This window comes from Acinetobacter lwoffii, assembly GCF_052078135.1.
GTDB lineage: Bacteria > Pseudomonadota > Gammaproteobacteria > Pseudomonadales > Moraxellaceae > Acinetobacter > Acinetobacter lwoffii_Z.
Genome location: NZ_JBQGUZ010000010.1, coordinates 54,531 through 75,902 on the forward strand (window position 1 = coordinate 54,531; position 21,372 = coordinate 75,902).

21 protein-coding genes are annotated in these 21,372 nt (G+C 42.9%); 3 read left to right on the forward strand and 18 right to left on the reverse strand.

Annotated elements, in window-relative coordinates; genetic code table 11:
- The 15 genes from ACTL4S_RS08450 to acnD form a co-directional block, all read right to left on the reverse strand.
- Window positions 1–2,439, reverse strand: coding sequence for an AI-2E family transporter (locus ACTL4S_RS08450; RefSeq protein WP_441299157.1), 2,439 nt, complete (start codon window positions 2,437–2,439; stop codon window positions 1–3).
- Between the two features lie 121 nt (window positions 2,440–2,560).
- Window positions 2,561–3,001: a YybH family protein gene (locus tag ACTL4S_RS08455; protein ID WP_425878667.1), complete on the reverse strand. Its 441-nt coding sequence runs from the start codon at window positions 2,999–3,001 to the stop codon at window positions 2,561–2,563.
- Window positions 3,002–3,430: 429 nt separating this feature from the next.
- The gene (locus tag ACTL4S_RS08460; RefSeq protein ID WP_441299158.1) at window positions 3,431–3,793 is read right to left on the reverse strand and encodes a 5-carboxymethyl-2-hydroxymuconate Delta-isomerase; all 363 of its coding nucleotides are present in this window, start codon (window positions 3,791–3,793) and stop codon (window positions 3,431–3,433) included.
- 134 nt (window positions 3,794–3,927) lie between these two features.
- Window positions 3,928–4,266 (reverse strand): zinc ribbon domain-containing protein YjdM, encoded by a 339-nt coding sequence (locus tag ACTL4S_RS08465; protein ID WP_441299159.1) that lies wholly within the window; start codon window positions 4,264–4,266, stop codon window positions 3,928–3,930.
- A 124-nt stretch (window positions 4,267–4,390) separates the two neighbouring features.
- Entirely contained in the window at window positions 4,391–4,837 is a 447-nt protein-coding gene (locus ACTL4S_RS08470; RefSeq protein WP_005106162.1) for an SRPBCC domain-containing protein, read from the reverse strand.
- A gap of 245 nt (window positions 4,838–5,082) precedes the next feature.
- The gene (locus tag ACTL4S_RS08475; RefSeq protein ID WP_004281735.1) at window positions 5,083–5,472 is read right to left on the reverse strand and encodes a ribonuclease E inhibitor RraB; all 390 of its coding nucleotides are present in this window, start codon (window positions 5,470–5,472) and stop codon (window positions 5,083–5,085) included.
- A 261-nt stretch (window positions 5,473–5,733) separates the two neighbouring features.
- Complete coding sequence (locus ACTL4S_RS08480; RefSeq protein ID WP_441299160.1) at window positions 5,734–6,666, reverse strand: SNIPE associated domain-containing protein; 933 nt, start codon at window positions 6,664–6,666, stop codon at window positions 5,734–5,736.
- Window positions 6,667–7,243: 577 nt separating this feature from the next.
- The gene (locus ACTL4S_RS08485; protein ID WP_441299161.1) at window positions 7,244–7,909 is read right to left on the reverse strand and encodes a pseudouridine synthase; all 666 of its coding nucleotides are present in this window, start codon (window positions 7,907–7,909) and stop codon (window positions 7,244–7,246) included.
- An 84-nt stretch (window positions 7,910–7,993) separates the two neighbouring features.
- A complete protein-coding gene (locus tag ACTL4S_RS08490) occupies window positions 7,994–8,707 on the reverse strand; it encodes an SIMPL domain-containing protein (protein WP_168730856.1) in 714 nt (237 codons plus the stop codon).
- Between the two features lie 122 nt (window positions 8,708–8,829).
- Window positions 8,830–9,078: a DUF6868 family protein gene (locus ACTL4S_RS08495; RefSeq protein ID WP_441299162.1), complete on the reverse strand. Its 249-nt coding sequence runs from the start codon at window positions 9,076–9,078 to the stop codon at window positions 8,830–8,832.
- Window positions 9,079–9,608: 530 nt separating this feature from the next.
- Window positions 9,609–9,872 (reverse strand): hypothetical protein, encoded by a 264-nt coding sequence (locus tag ACTL4S_RS08500; RefSeq protein WP_004281730.1) that lies wholly within the window; start codon window positions 9,870–9,872, stop codon window positions 9,609–9,611.
- 113 nt (window positions 9,873–9,985) lie between these two features.
- The gene (locus ACTL4S_RS08505; protein WP_441299163.1) at window positions 9,986–10,207 is read right to left on the reverse strand and encodes a hypothetical protein; all 222 of its coding nucleotides are present in this window, start codon (window positions 10,205–10,207) and stop codon (window positions 9,986–9,988) included.
- Between the two features lie 144 nt (window positions 10,208–10,351).
- Window positions 10,352–10,729, reverse strand: coding sequence for a hypothetical protein (locus ACTL4S_RS08510; RefSeq protein WP_180038987.1), 378 nt, complete (start codon window positions 10,727–10,729; stop codon window positions 10,352–10,354).
- Window positions 10,730–10,999: 270 nt separating this feature from the next.
- Window positions 11,000–11,143: a zinc ribbon-containing protein gene (locus ACTL4S_RS08515; RefSeq protein WP_004645925.1), complete on the reverse strand. Its 144-nt coding sequence runs from the start codon at window positions 11,141–11,143 to the stop codon at window positions 11,000–11,002.
- Between the two features lie 525 nt (window positions 11,144–11,668).
- Complete coding sequence (acnD, locus tag ACTL4S_RS08520; protein ID WP_441299164.1) at window positions 11,669–14,287, reverse strand: Fe/S-dependent 2-methylisocitrate dehydratase AcnD; 2,619 nt, start codon at window positions 14,285–14,287, stop codon at window positions 11,669–11,671.
- Window positions 14,288–14,801: 514 nt separating this feature from the next.
- Here acnD and ACTL4S_RS08525 point away from each other — a divergent pair.
- Both ACTL4S_RS08525 and ygfZ read left to right on the forward strand, forming a co-directional pair.
- Complete coding sequence (locus ACTL4S_RS08525; RefSeq protein ID WP_441299165.1) at window positions 14,802–16,934, forward strand: multicopper oxidase family protein; 2,133 nt, start codon at window positions 14,802–14,804, stop codon at window positions 16,932–16,934.
- Window positions 16,935–17,048: 114 nt separating this feature from the next.
- Entirely contained in the window at window positions 17,049–17,774 is a 726-nt protein-coding gene (gene ygfZ, locus ACTL4S_RS08530; RefSeq protein ID WP_005247954.1) for a CAF17-like 4Fe-4S cluster assembly/insertion protein YgfZ, read from the forward strand.
- Between the two features lie 53 nt (window positions 17,775–17,827).
- Here ygfZ and ACTL4S_RS08535 read toward each other — a convergent pair whose 3' ends face one another.
- Window positions 17,828–18,073: a hypothetical protein gene (locus ACTL4S_RS08535; RefSeq protein ID WP_004645929.1), complete on the reverse strand. Its 246-nt coding sequence runs from the start codon at window positions 18,071–18,073 to the stop codon at window positions 17,828–17,830.
- A gap of 263 nt (window positions 18,074–18,336) precedes the next feature.
- Here ACTL4S_RS08535 and ACTL4S_RS08540 point away from each other — a divergent pair, with 263 nt between their 5' ends.
- Complete coding sequence (locus ACTL4S_RS08540; RefSeq protein ID WP_441299166.1) at window positions 18,337–19,134, forward strand: tetratricopeptide repeat protein; 798 nt, start codon at window positions 18,337–18,339, stop codon at window positions 19,132–19,134.
- Window positions 19,135–19,217: 83 nt separating this feature from the next.
- Here the strand turns inward: ACTL4S_RS08540 and ACTL4S_RS08545 are convergent, their stop codons facing one another.
- Together ACTL4S_RS08545 and ACTL4S_RS08550 are read right to left on the reverse strand one after the other, a co-directional pair.
- Window positions 19,218–20,144, reverse strand: a complete 927-nt coding sequence (locus ACTL4S_RS08545; protein WP_005266017.1) for an AEC family transporter — start codon at window positions 20,142–20,144, stop codon at window positions 19,218–19,220.
- A 60-nt stretch (window positions 20,145–20,204) separates the two neighbouring features.
- The gene (locus ACTL4S_RS08550) at window positions 20,205–21,314 is read right to left on the reverse strand and encodes an NADH:flavin oxidoreductase/NADH oxidase (RefSeq protein ID WP_441299167.1); all 1,110 of its coding nucleotides are present in this window, start codon (window positions 21,312–21,314) and stop codon (window positions 20,205–20,207) included.
- Window positions 21,315–21,372: the final 58 nt, after the last annotated feature.

Here is a 21,372-nt window from a genome sequence, read left to right on the forward strand (position 1 = left end):
TTAGTCCTTATTTAAAATGCTTGCCGAGGTGGCTGGCTGCATCTGCTCAATCTGCTTCTGTTTATCTTTTTTCTTGCGCTCATTACTCAGGGTCGCCATTAAATCCTGCGCCAAAGCCTTAAGCAGAATCATATCTTCGGCCTGCATCTGTCTCGGTTGTTTATCCAGCAGACATAGACTCCCAAGCGCAATTCCATTTTTATCTTTTAAGGGCACACCGGCATAGAAACGGATATGATGCTGTCTTAACTCTGACAAATGTGGAAAGCGTGGGTCACGTTGCAAGTCTTCAATCACCAAAGGCTCATTCTGATAAAGCAGATGGGTGCAAACTGAATCCTTGCACATTTTCCGGGTTGCAATAGGTTCTTGGGTAAAAGGATTGACTGGAATATACATTTCGTGCTGATTCAGCCAGGAAATTTGTGCGTAATCAACGTCAAAGGCTTGACGGGCTTCTTCAATATATTGTTTATAAAGGATCTGATGACGGTGATCCAATAGACCCAACTCATTTAAAGCCTGCTGCCGTTCTTTTTCATTCTTGATCTCCAGATTCTCAAACCAGCTTTCGCCTTCATTCAAGGTATAAGTTTCGATAGTCAGAATCAGATCATCGACATTATTGATCAGTGCCTCCAGCTCAAAACGTTGTTGCAGTTCATCCAGAAGCTCCAGCTGCATCACGCTCCAAGTCGCAAAAATAATTTTCAGTTCAGGATATTGCTGCGCCAGTCTATATTTCAGCAACCGAATCTGTGCCGCAGGCGCATGATGAAAAATCGACACACATAAAATCTTGATCGAAGCTGGCAGTACAATACCCTTTCCTGATTCACTCGATTGAATCAGCACATCCGAATCATTTCGGGCAGCAATATTTTTGAGATTCAGCGCGTGTGCCACCATGGCAGAAATTTGGGTATCAATTTCCCAACGCGCACCGACACAATAAACTTCGGGCTGCTCGGTACTTAATTTACTCGGATAGGCTTTTTGAAACGCATGATTAAAGAACTGTAAGCCCTGATAAAGACGCAACCGGTGCTCGGCAGTAACATCAGTATCATGTCCTTGAGAATAAATCCGAATGGCTGGAATGGCCACTTCGCCATAGAACATTTGTACACGACGGGCCACCTCCTCTGCACTGGGCTTTTTCGGTAATTGCGCACAGATGTAATCATTGGCTACCTGCATTGCATCATTGACTTCATCAGCCACCAGTCGTTGATAAAAGCGTTCGGAGGGTGACAATACTGGCGTACTGCCAAGCAAAGTTTTAACAAAACCCAGTGCCGGCACGTAGTTGGACAAAACCAGCAGGCAGGCAGTCAAAGGCGTCGATAAGATCAACCCTACTGGTCCCCAAAGAGTGGTCCAGAACGTGGCCGCCAGAATAATTGCTAAGGTAGACAGACCGGTACTTTCCCCATAAAGCCAAGGTTCAATCACGTTATTGCTGATGAGTTCCAGTACCAGAATCAAGCCCACAGTCCAGAGCACCATGTCCCAGCCCGGATCAACGGCGAAAGCCAGTGTAATCGGGAAAATAGCTGAAACAATCGGACCAACATAGGGTACAAAACGCATAACCACCGCGACCAGCCCCCACATGATCGCTGCCGGTACGCCAATCAATAACAGACCAATCGCCATGGGAATGCCATAAGTGACATTGACCAGCAGCTGCATGCGCAAATAGGTTCCGATACTCTTGCCGGCATCATCCAGCGCATCGGTGCCGATATTCAGATTACCACCCAAGAGTTTCAGAAAGCGGTCATGCAGGTCTTTACCATTGAATAAAATCAATACCATAAACAGGAACACAATCCCGATAATCGCCAACGGATTCAGGATTTTATTCAACCAGTCCAGCGCAGCCTCTTCACTCGTTGGCTCTAGGCCCACGACTTTGACATTCTGCACATTCGGGTCTTCTGTTTCCTGTTCTTGGGTGTCTATCGAATTTTCTACCGTGTCAAAGGTCTGGATCGCACCGTCCCACATACTCGGTCCCTGACGATAATTTTCGAGCATTTTCAGTTTTTGCTGGATGGTGTCCTGATATTGCGGCAGTTCCTGACTCAGCTTGCCAAGCTGCACCCCCAGATAAGTCGCTGTGCCGCCCAGAAATGACAAGGTCAAGCACATGACCAGGCCAATCGCCGCCCATTGGGGACAGCCCCAGCGCTTTAAACGGGAAACCAGAGGAGAAAGTAAAAATGCCAGCAGAATGGCCAAAGCCAGCGGAATAAAAATATCCCGGCCAAAATACAACGCCGTCATGACTACAGCAGCAATTACAAAGCCTGCCATCATTCTGAGTGCATGTTGGGTGCGCTGCCGCTCGGACTGATCTGGCATCAATACTTCAGTCTGTTGTTGCAGGTTGACCTGTCTTGGTTTTACTTGACTGTTCTTGTTGTTATCCACCTGAAAAGTCCTAAAATATTATTCCTTCAACATAATTTAGGACTTTCTATATTTTTGTTACAAAGGTATTCCTGTAATCATTTGCAAAGATATTTCACTTAAATCTTTTCAGGTAAATAGATTAACTCACGCTTTTGATCCGGCGCATTTTCCGGGTTTCGAGTTGCACAGGAACTGAAGTATGTTGATGCAGCAATTGCCATTTGCCCTGCTGCTTGCTCAGGCACATGCTGACCCGACACCAGCCCAACTGGAAAATCGGTTCAATCACCGCATAATTCACCCGGACATAACCATCGACTACAGCCAGATCAGAAGTGACATGAATATTAAGGTCTTGGCGTTCGATGCGTATGCCTTCCGGTATAAATGCCCGATATTGCTGCCAGAGTGCCTGATAGGCTTCTACACCTTTCACTTCCATACTGACATCGACCAGACGGATATCGGGTCGGCATAATTGAACAATATCCTGAATTTCAAGTCTGGCTACGGCATTATCCCACTCCTGAAGAAATGCCATGACTTCCTGAGCCAATTTTTCATCCCCAAAAACCTGCATAAAATTTCCTTCAACCGGACAAGTCAGACCTGAAATCTGGGATTCAATCAACTCACCGGATTTCTGATCTTTTTGTTCTTATTATTATGCCTATGCTAAAGCGTTATTCTCGCTTTGCTCTTCCCACTGCCGGATTGGATACAGCTCACCTGAAGATTATTTTTTAAATTATTTTTATTTTAATCAGGATGAATATGCTGTTTCTAGATTGGATGATTCAAAAATCAGCAGCGATTAAAAGTTACTTTAGAACTTTTATTGCATGCCTGTAAATGACATAAAGCGTCATTTAAAAATAGAAATAATTTTAGATCTGAATAAGATAGCGGGCTGTTACAGACCAAGTCGATCTGTTTATAAATTTCGTATGGCATTAATAAAGTTTTAAGGCATTTGATCCATGCCATATCAACAGATAAAAGCCATCATTCAGATAATGGCTTTACTATAGGTCTGCTTTGGCATTTCAATGATTTCGACACAAAGCTGTATTTTTAAGTCTGGCTGGGCCGCAATATATTGCTGCATGACGTCGAGCACCAATTCGGAAATTGCCTGACGAACTTCGACACTGCGCCCGCTCAACAGTGAAACTTTAGCATGCACATAGGCCTGATCTGTAACAACATTCAGTCCAATCACATAATCCTGCTGCATAATCGCACGACTTTTTAAATCATTGGGATCGGTGACATGGCCGGCGTTAAAAAGTGCCTGATGAATCGCGACCAATAAGGGTTTGATCTCGATATGTTGCAGATTGTCAGAATATTCCAGATACAGGTGCGGCATTAAAGGGATCTCAAATCGAAATGTGAGGATCAGGCGACAGGAAAATGATCAGCCCCGAATTTCAGCAATAATGAGAATAATACGATTAATCAACCGTATTATTCTCTCGTCAGAATTTTAGTCTAAGGCTAAATTTAAGCTTTCTTGACATATTCGGATTTCAATTTCATCGGGCCGATCCCCTCGATTTTACAATCGATATCATGCCCATCGGCAGCATCAGGCAACAAACGGATACTTTTGACTTTAGTGCCCACTTTCACCACTGAAGATGAACCTTTGATTTTCAGGTCTTTAATCACCGTGACGCTATCACCGTCCGCCAGCACATTGCCGTTGGCATCCTTGATGATCACTTGTTCTTCAGTGACTTCACCTTCTTTCCACTCATGTGCACATTCAGGACAGATCAGTAGATCGCCATCTGTATAGGTATATTCAGATTGACATTTTGGACATTTTGGCAGACCCATAAAAACCTCGAAAAAAAGAGAAAAATAAAATAAATGAAACAAATAAGCTCACAGTATAGCATTTTTGTCAGGCGCGCTGATGGAGAGGACATTGGGATGAAACCAACACAGGAGATCCAAGGAATTAATTGTCTGAAATCTGCGGATTAACCAGCAAAGACAGGAGTTGCAGTGATTCCTGCCAACTCAAATGACATACCGCTGGCGGCACCACATCCGGATAACCCACCTGAATAATGTGTAAACCGGTACCGATTGACACTTTTTCAAAGATGATCGTGACCTCTATTTCACCCTGCAATTCGGGGGTAGAAAACTGATCGGTATAGCGCAGCAACTGATTGGGAATGACCTCATGATAAACACCATGAAAATGATGCTGGGTCCCGGTAGAAAAATTGGTAAAGGTGGTTTTATAGCTGCCGCCGGGTTTAACTTCCGCATGTTCTACTTTGGCAATAAAGCCATGTGGTGCCAGCCATTTGGCCAGTGCATCCGGATGCACAAAGGCACGATACACCCGCTCCGGTGGTGCGCTGAACACACGATGCATTTTTAAGGTGTAACTCATTTTTTCTTGTCCTTTGTTCTTATTATTTTTTATTGCGGGATATTCCCTGCATTTGTTGTAACTAAATCCTCAGCATCATCAGCCTGAGTTAAGTACTCAGTTATTTTATCCAGTTTTGAGCTGGCTATATATAATGAGTATGTATCTATACTCAAGCTCAAACCTTCGTATAGCAATTAAAGAGTAATAAAAAAAACCCGGCAGCACCGGGTCTCTTATTTTAAATGCTTTAAATACAAGCATGCTCAGCTACTACGCAGGCTGCTCTCTTCGTCATCCAGCTCATCATCATAGACATAGGCCATGCAACCCCAGCCATCATATTCGCCCTGAAATTGTGCAGCGATTTTGCTGAACCATTGTTCCAGATCCACGATATCTTCGTAGGCAGGCTCCATATACACATAAATCGTGATAATCCATTCCAGGGTATCGCTTTCTTCGTCCTGAAACAGGCTGATTTTTTGCTCTTCTTTTAATAGATGCAAGGCACAACGATCTGCCTGCGCTTCATCCGCAAAGGCAATCGAAAATTCAATTTCGTGCGCTTCTTGCAAGTCGTCGCCATCCTGATGCATTTGCCACAGTACATTGCCATTTTCATCGTCAGGGAATTGATTGTAATCACGTGACATAGAAGTATCCTTATTATGATGCTGTTTTATTCTGCATTTAAGATTAGCTGATTTTTGTACCATTATCGAGATACAGACAAAAAATATTATCTTTTAACCATAAATAAACATATGATTTTTATAAATATAAAAATAAGTAAGGGGATCAATATATTCAAGATACCTAAAGGTCAAAAATCCTGAAAAATATCAGGATTTAAACCAACTTATGGCATTCAGAATACTCTGGTAAAAATCTTCTAGCCCTATGAGTGTCATGATCTAAGCGATGTATGGATGCAGATGATCTTGTTTCAATTGCAAAACCAGTGCAGCAAACTTGAGCTCCTCTAAACGCAGATTGAGATAGGATTCTTGAATCATCGCCTGACTCAGTGCCTGCTCGGTATAATTCAGCAAGACATAATCATCCTTTAAGGCTTGCAATATCTCGCCCAGATTTTCTGTGCTTAATTGAGAGAGATATAAATCTGCCTTACAGTTGAAAGCCAGACTCAGGATTTCAATAGTACTTCGACGGCGATTGTCGTCGACATAATTACAGCTCGCCACCTGCTGTGTTTCTATGGCCTGCTGAATTCTGTCACGGACATTGCGTAAATACCGAACCGCATCCGTTTCGCTATAACCCTCAATCAGCTGCTCTAAAACCTGTGTTGCGGGAAGCTGCAAGCCGAAGCGCTGGGCCTGTATTTTATGCTCTAAAGCACTCAATACCTCTTGCAAGCGATGCTGTTGTTTGGCCTGTTCATAATAACCGTGCAAACTTTGTCGGGCCTCCTGCTCAACCTCGGCCACGGCCTGCGCCTGAAACTGGGCAAGATAATCTTTTACTCTTGCGATATAGGCTTTGAGATCATCGATCATGATCGAAGCATCCAGCTTGGTCGCTTCAACAAAGTTTTCGGCCTGCAAAGTCCGGTTAATAATATATTGCTCGATATCCCAGATATCCTGATATTTTTTATATTTATTCAGCGCAATGTTTAAACTGCCATTCTGTACCCGCAGTTGGGTGATTTCATAATTCAATTCATCGACTTGAGTTTCATAATCTGCCAATTTGCTGCGGGAATGATCCAGATTTTCCTGTAAAAACTGAATATTGCTGCGTAATGAAGCCTGTACCTTCAAGCTCCATAGCAATGCACATATTGAAATACTCGCGAGAACGAAGAGAGCCATACTGAGCATCGTTCTTTCCTTTAACCCCGGGCAGCGCCCTAAACCATCAAATTAAAAATTTATTATAAAGTCATGATTGATTTTGCATCACTTCAGCCAGATAAGCAAAGCCATTGATCACCACTAAGTCATTCATTCATTTTATTTTTCTACAAAATTTTTATGTGTAAGTCATACATGGCGGGCTGATTTCCAGCTTAAACCAAATCCATTCTGAAACAACTTACGATATTTTTTATATCAAAGGATATAATTTGAAAGTTTAAAAATAATGAAAGGAAAATTAGAAAAATAAAGGCATCAGGCCTATAGTGGGAGATAAAAGAATAAAAATTCTCTAGGCTCATCATCAAGAGATAAACCGAACATTAAAATTTATATTCTGCAGTTACAGCCGATCAGGCAATGGATCAGTAGAAAATTTCATTTGAACATGCTTATAAAGCCACTCATTTCCACGCTGTTATCGAAATAAATTCTCACACTTTTTTATTCGGATTGCCCAGTTTAAGAGCTTGATCCTGATCATATTTATGAGATTAAAAAGCATGTGTCCGGTTGAATCTAACTATTAAGCAGAATCAAATTAGAATGGTATGTCTGCCTTTATTTCGACCGGGACACCACTCAAAGGCTGGGTAAAAGCCAAATAACTGGCATGCAAGGCCATACGATTTAAAGGACTGCGCTGGGGTTCAGGATGATAAATTTTATCGCCAGTAATGGGATGACCGATATGCAGCATATGCACGCGTAGCTGATGGGAACGGCCAGTAATTGGTGTCAGTAGTACCCGGCTAATGTCTTGCTGGGGTAGATATTCTAAGGCCTGATACAGGGTTTTGGCGGCCTTGCCCAGTTCAAAATGCACCATCTGACGCGGACGGTTTTCCCAGTCGGTAATCAAAGGCACATCAACGCTGCCCTCACCTTCAAGTTTGCCTTGTACCAGTGCAACATAATTTTTATGTACCGTGCGTGCCTGAAACATTTTACTCACCGCCACTTCTGCATCGCGGTGTTTGGCAAACATCAAAATACCGGAGGTGGCCATATCCAGACGATGGGTAATTTTGGCCTGCGGATACTGGTCCAGTACCCGCAAATAGGCACTGTCGTGATGTTCAGGTAAACGCCCCGGAACCGACAATAATCCGGCCGGCTTTTCAATCACCACCAGATCATCATCTTCATAAACGATATGCAGCGGTTCTTGCGGTGGACAATAGACAAAGTCATTGTTGATGGGCATTTTAAGGGTACAGCATCTGGAATAATGCGCGCAAAATAACAAGCGGCTTCTAGGCTGTCAATTACCGTGCTTGACCAGCTCAGCTTAATCTGCCAGATAATAATCGACCGTCGAGACCACGCGTACTTTTTTCAAATACGGCGTATTGCTGTCGCGATCTTCAATACTAAACAGCCCCTGATTGGCGGACTTGATTTTGCCCAGACTGCTTTTTGAATCTGCAGCAAATTTTTCCGCTACACTGCGCGCATTTTCGGTGGCCTGTTCAATCATCGCAGGCTTGATGTCATTCAGCTTAGTAAATAAATATTCCGTTCTTTGTCCGGAATCATCTCCGGCAAAGGCAATGCCTTTTCTGCCCAAGGCCACCAGGCGACTTTGTGCCGCGCGTACTGCATCTATTTTATGGGTATAGACTGTAATGGTCTGACTAGCAGTGTAACGCAATGCAACATTGGCATCCCCGCCATATTGCTGCGCGTATTTATCGGTGATACTTGGTGAAGCACTGGTAATTTCTTCCGTGCTAAATCCTTCATTTTTTAAGAAGGTCTGAATTTCTTGGGTATTGGTTTGCATGGTGTCGTACAATTCGGCCAAATCCTGACTGCCGGCATTAAAGCGGATTGGCCATACCGCCACATCGGCTTTGACTTCGCGTTCCGACAAGCCTTTGACGGAAACTATACGTTCATATTGTTTAATTTTCAGCGCGCTATTACCCAGAATCCATCCGGCAATAATCATCCCTAAGCAAATCAAGGCACCTAAAATCAGGGCCGGTTTGAATTGATTCATCCTTCAACTCCTTTGAAATCTTTTTTCATTCTTATTGATCCTGCCACGCTATCAAGTAGCGATAAAATGATACTAATTCGATCTTATTTTTATCACTCGAAGATTTAATCACAACACCGCACTTAGCCTTGATTCATCAGATAGATTGCAATTAACGGTGTCAGGTTAAACAGCAGAATGCCAATTTTATACACCGCCATACCCGAATAATGAATCACATCAAAACTGGTGTCTGACAGCCGAAACCATTTTCCATGCACCTGCTTCATCCAGTTTCGGGCAAAGACAAAGACCATGAACCAGATCATGAGAATGATATAATTGATGAGTGTGCAAAACAGTAAAAAACGACACCAGATATCGAGATTCATGAGGATTCCCCTAGGGGGCAGCTGATGTTTTTAAAATAACAGATCGTGTTGAGAAATGAAGAGCTTATTTGTATCTTGCTTAGCTGGATATTTTTATTAAATTCATGATTTATATTTATTTTAATTTTTAATTCTACGTATATTGCTGGAGAATTTTTTAGGGTGTTGGGAAAACTCGCAATGGTTTACTTCAACTATCATTCTTTGTAAGACCTGATCTTATAGCCTATAAACTTTTGGTCTATAGCGTCCTAAGCCGAATCGAGACCTTTTAGGTTCGTACTGCACTCGCGTTTTGCGCCGCTCACAGCATGCTACTCTTTCCGATCCCATCACACCCTTGAAAGCTATATTAGGCAAAGATGGACGGGATTAATTTCCTATGTTTTTTTAATTTGCATTAAATCTGAAAATTTATTTCATTATTAACCCACATATAGAGAAATAAATTCCATTTCCAATTTTTTATGCTTTTTTATTCGCCAAAATGAGACTTTATTGCAATTTATATTCAGGACAGGATTGCTGTTTTATTGAAAGAATGTTCCCTGAATCCATTGCGCACTAAACCACCAGGCACTAATCGCGGACATCCCGCACAGAAGATTGGCTAAGACCTTGTTGAGCCTGGTTAGCTCAGAACTATAAATTTTCAGGTTAAGCAGGTAAGCGATCACAGCGTAAAACGAGCCAATCGCGCCCCCGAAAAGAATCAAGATGAGCGGCCATGCGGAATAGAAATGGGCTTTTTTATCTAATTTTCCTGACTCTGGTGCGTGCTGTTGAATATCCATAGTTGATAGCCCTCTTTTTAATATATGCACTTGCACTATTTCTAGGCAGGTATTTACTCTTTAGAAAATATTTGCCTTCTAGGACTTTCACTGAAGCAAGAAGCAGACCAGTTTTATCGTACAAAGAGCTGTCGGGTATGATGATTGATATAGGCATTTAGTCCATCGCCATATTGAGCGAGCTGTTTCATGTTTTCGACATGCTGATAACCGGCACTGCTATAGCTATAAGTGTAAACTTTCGAGGTTTTCTTGAATTGAACGCGAATAAACTCGTTACCAATCTCGTAATTGGCAACACCTGAGTCGTGATTAAGATCAAGATAATGTTTCAATTAAGCCGCCCTAAACACTGTGAATCTAGGCTTTTATATGGGGTTTTATTGATCAATTTTCAAACAATAATATTTTAAAAAATAAAATTTATAAAAAAATATCCCATTATTTAATGGGATATTTTTTAAATCGAAGTAAACTATTTAACAATTAGGATCCACTACAAAACTTGTCTGGCTGAACTTTTGCCATGCACCAGTAGCAGCACCATCCACAACGAGAATAGAGATAATTCCCCAATCCAAGAAAACACCTAATAAAGTTGTTGGATCAAAAGTTTTTTGTGGAATAACGATGTTGGTTTGGCAGCCTTGCTTCTCTGCTTTAATTACATAATTTTCTTTCTTTTTGAAGGTATAGACAGTATTACGCTGACCCATATATTCTTCATTGACATATAGCTTAGCCAATTCATCGTTACTACGGATATTCACAGTTTGTGTTGAACCATTAAACATCGTGGCACAACCTGAAGTAAATAGGATTGCACTGCCTAATATTAAAGCTGTAAATTTTTTCATTGTTTCCCCCCCGGAAATATCTAACCTTAATTTTAAGTGGTTAGCTAATTTTTAAAACAGACAACCTATACCTTTTATACTAAGAGTTCAAATAATTTTTTGAATTTATTATAATTTTTTGCTTTAAACTAAGATTCCTCCCAACATAAAACTGTTTTCTCATAATAATCTTTTATTTCTATGTATGAGATTTGGATACCACAGCAAAAAGCCCTATCGAGTAATAGGGCTTTCATTCAAAACAGAGGGTAACTGTTTGAGTTGTTTTGCTTAGGCATTCTTATTGTTAAATTGATTGCCTTGGCATTTGGTACACGGTGGTAAACGATCAGTACCAATTTCTAAGTAGGTGCGGTGTCCGCATTGAACACAAAAATAGAAGCCTGTTCCGGGTTTTTCGCCAGCAGTAACCATCTTTGTTCTCCATGGTTTTAGAAATGGTCTGACTAGTATAACCCTCTGGTGATGAATGTCTATTGTCCATTTTTGTAAATGATAGTGTCGTTTGGGCAAAGTAGTATTTCTAATTATTATTTAGTAACTCATTAATTAAGTGATAATTTATTATTTTTTTCAAGTTAACTAGTTTAATAACATTGAGATAAGTGATGCATAAGGCCAAGTATAGCGCAGTGCGTTAATACAAAATTATCACCATAGCCATATGAAATTTTATATTCCCTTAAAGTTATAGACGTCTTTAATCATTGAGGAAGCTCAATTGCTTAAGTATAAAAAGAAAAGTACCTGTTTGTATTTTCTTGATAAAGACATTAATGCTCTAAATAAAAATCCTACTTCACAGTAGGGGTCTTTTTAAACAACTTCAATAATTTTAACTTCACCCTTGCGAAGCAATGCTTCTTATCTTTCAAAAAGATGAGAACTCCCTCCTTTTAAAAAGGAGGGTTGGGGTGGATTAAAAAGAAGTAACTTAAATCAAGCCACATTCCCTTCCAAGAAATCCTGTGCAAAGCGTTGTAATACCCCACCCGCTTCATACACATGTACTTCTTCTTCAGTATCCAGACGGCAAGTGACTGGGACTTCAATAATCTGGTTCTTACCATCATCGGTTGAACGCTCAATTACCAAAGTTAAAGTCGAACGTGGCGCGATATTACCAATCACGCTATACAGCTCAGTACCATCAAGACCTAAAGTCTTACGATCTGTACCCGGCTTAAACTCAAGCGGTAACACGCCCATACCAACCAGATTGGTACGGTGAATACGCTCAAAACCTTCTGCTACAATCGCTTCTACACCCGCCAGACGTACACCTTTTGCTGCCCAGTCACGACTCGAACCCTGACCATAATCCTTACCGGCAATAATGATCAACGGCTGTTTACGGTTCATGTAGATTTCAATCGCTTCCCACATCCGCATCACTTCGCCTTCAGGTTCCACACGTGCTTTCGAACCCTGTTTGATGGTGCCGTCAGAACGCACCACCATTTCATTAAACAGTTTCGGGTTAGCAAAAGTCGCACGTTGCGTGGTCAGGTGATCACCGCGATGCGTTGCATAGGAGTTAAAGTCTTCCTCAGGCACGCCCATTTTTTTCAGGTATTCACCTGACGCACTGTCGAGCACAATGGCATTCGATGGTGATAAATGATCAGTGGTGATGTTATCGCCCAAGATCGCAAGCGGACGCATATTTGACAAGGTACGCGGTGCAGCCAAAGCCCCTTCCCAATACGGCGGACGACGGATATAGGTACTTTGCGGACGCCAGTCATACAGCGGACTTGTTGCCTTTTCATTCACACCCAAGTCGAACATTGGAATGTAGATTTTTTTGAATTGTTCTGGTTTTACAGCCACTTTTACCAGCGCATCAATTTCTTCATCCGATGGCCAGATATCTTTCAGATAAATCGGGTTGCCATCTTTATCATTTCCTAAAGCATCCTTTTCTATGTCAAAACGAATCGTACCGGCAATCGCATAAGCCACTACTAATGGCGGTGAAGCCAAGAATGCCTGCTTCGCATAAGGATGAATACGTCCATCGAAGTTACGGTTGCCCGAAAGCACCGCTGTTGCATACAGGTCACGGTCGATGATTTCCTGCTGAATCTTTGGATCTAATGCGCCCGACATGCCGTTACAAGTCGTGCATGCATAGGCCACGATACCAAAGCCCAGTTTTTCTAAATCTTTAAGTACGCCTGCTTCTTCCAAATACAAAGCAGCCGCTTTAGAACCCGGTGCAAAAGAAGATTTCACCCAAGGCTTACGGATCAAGCCCAATTCATTGACCTTACGTGCTAGCAAACCTGCCGCCACGGTATTTCGCGGGTTTGATGTATTGGTACAAGAGGTAATCGCCGCGATAATCACCGCACCATCTGGCATTAAGCCTTCTGCTTCTTGCGCACGAGCTGCCTCTAAATTACCGGCAATACCTTTTTCTTTCAGATCAGATGTCGAGACACGTGCATGCGGATTTGATGGGCCAGCGATATTACGTGTCACAGTCGATAAATCGAAACGCAGCACACGTGGATATTCCGCTTGAGTCATATCCGATGCCCAAAGTCCGATCTCTTTGGCATAAGTTTCGACCAGTTTGACTTGCTCAGGCTCACGACCGGTCAAAGTCAGATAATCAATCGTGTTCTGATCGATATAGAACATCGCAGCCGTTGCGCCATATTCCGGGGTCATGTTGGAAATCGTGGCACGATCACCGACTGACATGCTGTCAGCACCTTCACCAAAGAATTCTAAATATGCGCCAACCACACGTTCTTTACGCAGGAATTCGGTTAGTGCCAAGACGATATCCGTTGCGGTAATGCCCGGCTTACGCTGACCGACCAATTCCACACCGATAATATCTGGCAGACGCATCCACGATGCACGGCCCAACATCACGTTTTCGGCTTCCAAGCCGCCAACACCAATCGAGATCACGCCCAATGCATCTGTATGAGGTGTATGCGAATCTGTACCAACACAGGTATCCGGGAATGCCAGACCATCACGGTTTTGAATCACCGGAGACATTTTCTCCAAGTTGATCTGGTGCATGATGCCGTTGCCCGCAGGAATTACATCAACATTTTCAAACGCGGTTTTGGTCCATTCAATAAAATGAAAACGGTCTTCATTACGGCGATCTTCAATAGCACGGTTTTTCTCAAAGGCATCCGGATCAAAACCACCAAACTCAACCGCCAGTGAATGATCGACGATTAACTGGGTTGGTACCACCGGATTGACTTTAGACGGGTCACCGCCCTGTTCTGCAATCGCATCACGTAAACCGGCAAGGTCAACCAGTGCCGTTTGCCCCAAGATGTCATGACACACTACACGTGCCGGATACCAGGGAAAATCATGTTCCTGTTTACGCTCAATCAGCTGGCGTAAAGACTGTTCCAGAATGGCAGGATCACAACGACGCACCAACTGCTCTGCCAGGACTTTGGAAGTATAAGGAAGTTTGGCATATGCGCCTGGCTGAATATCTTCTACGGCCTGTCGCACGTCATAATATTCCAGCTGGGTGGATTGCAGCGGTTTACGGTAGTTGTTGTTCATAAGCTTGCCTGCCCTCGTTTATCTCTATTTTTATTCATCAATAGATATCGATGAGTTACTTTTGTAATAGCAGCATTGTACGCTGCACAAATAGCATTTCCCAAATTTTATATTTTTCAAACACTTAATTATAAAAATCGGTATTTTCGCAAAAATTTGTTACATAGACTTTAGAATTTTTGCTTTAAAGCGGTCTTTTGCTAAAAAAATCTGAATAATTCGCCTTATTCTTTAGTCTTATGTTGCAAAATATTTCACTATCTTTTTATTTGAATATTACTCTAAACCACTAATATCATTAATAAATAATTAATTTTATGTGCATTTTTTTAAAGATAAAAAAATATAGCCTCACTGGTTTTCATAGGCCTGTCCTGCCGCCGCATTTAGCAAAATTTCAATCCCCTAATTTAGGATAGCAGATTTTCCAAAACTATCAGAAGCTCAGTGTGACGCATGTCACATTATTCGCAATCCTCACATTAAAACAATAACCATAACAGGCAGAACTGAAATGTTGAAAATCGCAATATTCGGAGCTATAGCCGCCATTTTGACGCTCTTAGCTCGCGGTTGGGATGGAACAAAAAATCCATCACCACCGTCAAATCCATCTACCCCGTCCCAACCCTCTCATCCTTCACACCCCACACCTCCACCCAAACCCTCACATCCCGTTCCGACCACATCAGACAGCTTGATTAGCAATCCACCCCTGTTACCAAAAAGTGCCAAGGGCAAATATGAGCTGATCGTGGCCTATAAAACCAGCAAGCTCTATAACCCCAGAAACGGCTTATGGGATCAGGTACTGCTGAGAGGCTATTTAACCAAACCCAGTTTATTTGATAAGAAAAAAGCTGGTGAATATGTCGAGGATCAGCTGGTCGGACCACAGATTCGGGTCAAACAGGGTGAAACCATGGCGCTTAACCTGAATAACCAGCTGCCACCCGAGTCAGAAACAACCTGTCCAACCCATGTTGAGAATGTAAATGAACCACACTGCTTTAATACTACCAACTTGCATACCCATGGCTTCTGGGTCAGCCCTCAAGGCAATAGCGATAATGTCTTTTTGAAATTCAAACCTCAGGAAAAATTTGATTATCAGTTCAAAATGGAACCGAACCATCCCGCAGGGACTTACTGGTATCACGCCCATCTGCACGGTTCAACTGCTCTTCAGGTGTCGAATGGCATGGCCGGCCCATTGATTGTTGAAGGCTCAAGAACGCCAAAAGTCAAAAATGGCAAAGTCACCTCAACTGGAGATATGGATATTCTATGGAAAGAAAAAAACAGTTATCCGAATGAAAATATCCTGCTGTTCCAGCAAATCCAATATCGCTGTAGCAATCCCGATCCTAATGTCACATTCGCTGTTCCCAATAACTGTGAAGGTGTAGGTATAGGCATGCTAGAAAATTATAATGACCTGTCTATTGGTGGCTTCTGGACCAACCAGAATTACTACACGTCTATCAACGGTAAAATTGTGGGAGAGATGAAGGTTGAACAGAATGTATTTAACCGCTGGCGCATGATTCATGGTGGAGTACGCGATACCATTGGTTTAATCATAAAGGAAATTCCTGACTCCAGTAAGTTTACTGCAGAGCAAACCATCAAAGCCTGTTCAGCCTATCAGGAGGCAGATAAGAAAGCTGAATTTGACAAGCTGAATAGCCTGAATGTGCATACCATCGCACAAGATGGCTTAACCATGAATCATGTACAGACCAGAACCCTGTCCGTGTTCCATCCTGGTTATCGTCATGATGCAATGGTTGCCTTTCCGACCACCAATAGATACTGCATTTTTGACACCAAATTGAATATCGATGATGAAATTAACGCGCCATTACCGAATGTAGGCCCTCAAATTGCTCCAAATCACCGCTTCAATGCCCAACTGCTGGGATGGGTCAATGTAAAAGCAGCCAAGACCAAGCCTCAGACTGCTGCACAGTTCCTGAAAGATCGGGCACAAAAAATTGGTTTAAGCAAAGACATCCAGGCCCAATTATCTCAACTTAATCTTTCTGCGTTTAGTGATCATCCATCACTGATGACGCCGGAAATTGATAAAGTAGTCGCTGCCCGACCAAAACAATATAGTGCTTTTTCGCTCGGCCCCGACCCTAGAACTGGCGTATTCAAATTTGGCTTCCGGCATAAAAAAGATGGAGATACACTGAGTTTTGGAGATTTCTTTGATGGAGATGGTTCAGTAGATGGCGAATATGTCCGTCAGTTACAAGTTGGACAGACTGATGAATGGGAACTGACCAGCGCTGGTTTTGGTGGTCATCCGTTCCATATTCATGTTAACCCGTTCCAGATTGTTAAAATTTTGAATCCTCAAGGTAAGGATGTCAGTGAGTCAGTAGCCCCAGAAGATCCGGTGAATCCAGTTCTGGATGATGTGCAATACCGTGGCATGAAAGGACAATTTAAGGACACGCTTTTTGTAAAACAAAACTATACCTATATTGTCCGCAGCCACTACAAGAAATTTGAAGGTGACTTCGTACAGCACTGCCATATCCTCGACCATGAAGATCAGGGCATGATGGAAACTGTACGGGTCTGTGGAGGCAAATTCCCTTGTGATTCGCCATTACCGGCTAGCCATCACCATTAAAGATCCGCTCACTAAAAGCCAATGATTTCGATTTTTGGCTTTTTTGTTTGCCTCTATTTGATGCTTGCTGCACAATAACTGCATTGATTTATAGTATTCAAACCGGGGCTTATTATGGCAGCGTCTCCTGCTTTTACATTGTTTAGTCTGAATGGTGTAGATGCACAAAAATTCCTTCAAGGTCAGGTGACTTTGAATACTGAAACTTTGGCGGAAAACCAGACACGCTATACTGCAATCTGCAGTCTGAAAGGACGCATCCAATTTGGCTTATGGCTTAAAAAAATCAGTCCGGAAAGCTTTGAAATCGTGAGCACTGAAGATCAGTCCACGGAACTGGCCAATCATATTAAGAAATTTGGCGCCTTTTCAAAAATGAAACTGGAATTGGTCGGTCCGGTTTATCCAGTCATCAATGGTATTCATACTGACTTTGTGGCGACTGAAACCGATGTGACGATGTGGGAACAGCAAGCCATTGAATCAGGTCAGGCCTGGATTCAGGCTGCGACTGCCACCCTGTTTCAACCACAAGAATTACGTTTGCATCAACGCGAAGGCATTCACTACGACAAGGGTTGCTACCTGGGTCAGGAAGTGATTGCGCGTTTATGGTTTAAAGCCAAGCCAAAACACTGGTTACATCTGGTTCAAGGCACAGGTGCCGCGCCTGATGTTGCGACCAAACTGAATAATGATGTTGAAATCGTCAATAGCATCGCGATTGAGGATGGTTATAAAGCGCTAGTCGTGGCAAAACCTGAAGCATTGACCGAGCTAGGTCTAGAAGTTCTGGAGCTTCCTGAAGCCTTAAGTGGTGATGTGGCGCGTCCGCAATAACTCAGGTTCCACCCATATAAAAAAGCCAAGATGAAATTCTTGGCTTTTTTGTTTTAGAAACCATGAAACAGCTTGTTCATGTCTTTTACCACATAATCTTTGAAATGATAGGCCCGCGCATGTTTGGCATCAAACTTTGCCGTGAGTTCACCTTTTTGAAAGACATATACCCGGTCTTCCTGACTCATCAAAAACTCTGCCCCAAGTTTCATCAGCAGCGCATCAATCTTGTCTTCATCGGCAATCGATTCATCAGCATTGATTCTGTCATAGTGACGTTTAATGGTTTTGACAAACATGGTGAAATCCTGGGAGTCTGATTCAAACCGAGATTTAAACAGAGAAGTCGGCTGAAGCAAAGTAATCCTTTTGATATCTGCAGGATTGATCAGAAACCTGTCCGAATCATGCATCGATTTAATCGGTGTATTGTGTTTCGATGATTTGTATTTAGTGACAAATTGTATATTTACAAAGCACAAAATCCTTTTATGATGTAAGTGAAAATGATTAAAATCGCACCAAGGAATAAGGTGCCAGCAATAATAAGGTTATAGGAACCATGAAAAAATTAGTACTCGCTGCAGTTCTCGCCGTTTCTGCGCAATTCGCTCTGGCAAATACCGTAAAAGATCAAGTCGACCCCCAATTCGAAAAAGTTGAGGCCATGGTCAAAGCCAATAATTTTAAAGGTGCCTATGACGCTTTGAATCAATTGGCCAGTCAGGGAAATGCCCAAGCTTTATATAACTTAGGCTATTTGACCCAAACCGGCCAAGGTACAACCAAGGACGAGAAAAAAGCCATTCAGCTTTACGAGCAGGCAGCCAGCAAAGGCTATCCGGTGGCCAATTATGTACTGGGTAAAAACTATGCAGCCGGCACACTCGGCCTCAAACAGGATTTGGCCAAAGCCAAACAGCATCTGGAACGCGCTTCAGCAGCCAAATTTGATGATGCCAGCATTGATCTGGCCATACTGCTATTTTCTGAAAATACGACAGCGTCAAATAAAGCCGGACTACAAAAGCTGCAACCGCTGATCAGCAAAGGCAATATGCAGGCCATTCATGCCAAAGCCTTATATGACATCAGCAGCGGTTTCAAAAACAAAGATGAAAAACCGATTCAGCAAGGCCTAAGCAGCATTCAGGAACTCGCCAAAAAAGGTTATATTCCGGCGCTGATGGCAGTAGGTAATATGTTTGCCAATGGCAGTATTGTTCCGCAAAATCTGCCAGAAGCTAAGAAAATCTTTGCCGCACTGGCGCAGCAAAATGTTCCGCAGGCCAAAGAGTCTTTGGCAGCGGTAGACAAAATGCTGGCTGAGCAGAAAAAAGCGCCTGCGAAGAAAAGTTAAGTTAATTCCACAAAATTAAAATATAAAAAGCCCCATGCAATTTGGGGCTTTTTTTAGTAGCAGAGCATCCATCTGCTAAAAGATTATCCCCACCACAAGGCAATTAAGCCACTGGTCACGATAAAACCGACAATAGTACTCATCAACAATGGCGTTAAGGTTCGATCATTCAAACCATACGCCTGTCCCAGCATGCCAAAAATCGTCGGCATCGGCAAAGCTGCAATGAGCGTACCGGCATGGACCATTTCCTGACTTAAATCAGTTAACTGGCTCAGTCCCAGATACATCAACAGCGGCATCATGATATTGCTGGAAAATACCAGATAGAAACTTTGCAGATTGACATATTTCAGGCTCATTCCTACGATCCCGCCGCCAATGGCAAACAAGGCCAATGGTGAGGCTGTCTGACCAATCAAGGCAAAGACCTGATCGAGATAGACTGGAATTTTAATCTGGAAAACTGCACAGACCATGCCCAGCATCACTCCCATAAATAAGGGATTCTTTAGCAAGGTCAGTAGCACACTTTTTAAAATGGCGCCGAGATTTGCCTGATGTTGTGTGCCCAACGCCGCCATGACCAGCACCAGTGGAATCAGCAACACGCTTTCAATAATGACCACTAGAGAGGTATAAGTCATCGCCTGTTGCCCGATCAATAAGCTAAGCACAGCTGTACCAATCAGGCCGGTATTCGACATTGCAGCGCCCAGCGACAGCACTGCACTTTGCGAATGCGTATTCTGAAAATGACGGCGCATGATCCAGAAACCGCTACCATAGAGCAGCAAGGTCACGCTGCTATACACGGCAAAGTATTCAAAATACCAGATTTCATGCAGGTCTTTGGAGGCAAGGGACTGAAAGAACAGCAACGGCAAGGCTACTTTAATCACAAAAGCACCGACCGTCCCCACCTGCTCCTTGCTTAACACTTGACTCTTTACAGTCAGATAACCCAGTGCCAATAATAAAAATATGGGCACAATGACCGCAAAAATCATAATGCAGTATCCTCTTGCCAGTGATATTCCATTATAAGAATTTCTGAGACTAAAGCAGTGTTAAAAAGGCTCAAATAGGTGATTCAAACCATGCGGTGCGCAGCGCAGATATTGCGGTGAAATCTTGATTTTTTCCTCAAGTGCTGCCGCTGCATGCCAAGGCCAATGGGGATCATAAAGAATGGCACGAGCCAGTGCGATGGCATCCGCTTGGCCCTTTTGTAAAATATCTTCTGCCTGCTTAGGTTCAGTAATCAAACCGACGGCAATCACGGGAATATTCACGACTTTCTTGATCGCATCTGCAAAAGGCACCTGATAATTCGGCTTCACATCAATGTTCTGTTTGGCATGTAAGCCGGCACTGGAAATATGAATATAGGCAGCACCCGCAGCTTCCAGTGCTTTGGACAACTCAATTGAAGAATCAATAGTCCAGCTATCTGGCTGATCCATCCAGTCGCTGGCTGAAATACGCACTCCAATTGGATAACCTTCTGGAACCGCCGCTTTCATGGCTTGTAATACTTCCAGAGTCAGGCGAATCCGGTTTTCCAGTGAACCGCCATACTGATCATCACGTTTATTTGAAAGTGGTGACATGAACTGATGCAGTAAATAACCATGCGCTGCATGCAGCTCAATCAGGTCAAAACCGGCATCAACTGCACGTTTGGCACTTTCTGCAAAGTCAGTAATGACCTGCTCAATTTCCGACTGGCTTAAGGCTTTGGGTGGATGTTCATCGGCCTGAAAAGGAATATCACTGGCAGAAACAGTTTGCCAGCCATGTGCTTCATCCGGCTTAAACTGACCTTTACCTGCCCATGGTTTATCTGTTGAAGCTTTACGCCCTGCATGTGCGAGTTGAATCGCAAAAGGCATCGGGGAAATGGATTTGACTTTTTCCAGTAAGGTCTTGATCTGCTTTGCCTGTTCGTTATTCCACAAGCCCAGATCGGCATAACTGATCCGGCCTTCTGGCTGTACCGCAGTCGCTTCGACAATACATAAACCTGCACCCGATAAGGCATAGTTGGCCCATTGCTGCTCGTGCCAATAGGTAATTTCCCCCTGCTCTGTTGCAGAGTACTGACACATAGGCGCAATTACGATTTTATTTTGAAGTTGCAGTGATCCAAATTGAATAGGTTGAAATAGTAATGCCACGCTGTATTTCCTCTTTTTATTGCACAGTTTCACTCTAGAAATAAAAACAGGCTCCCAA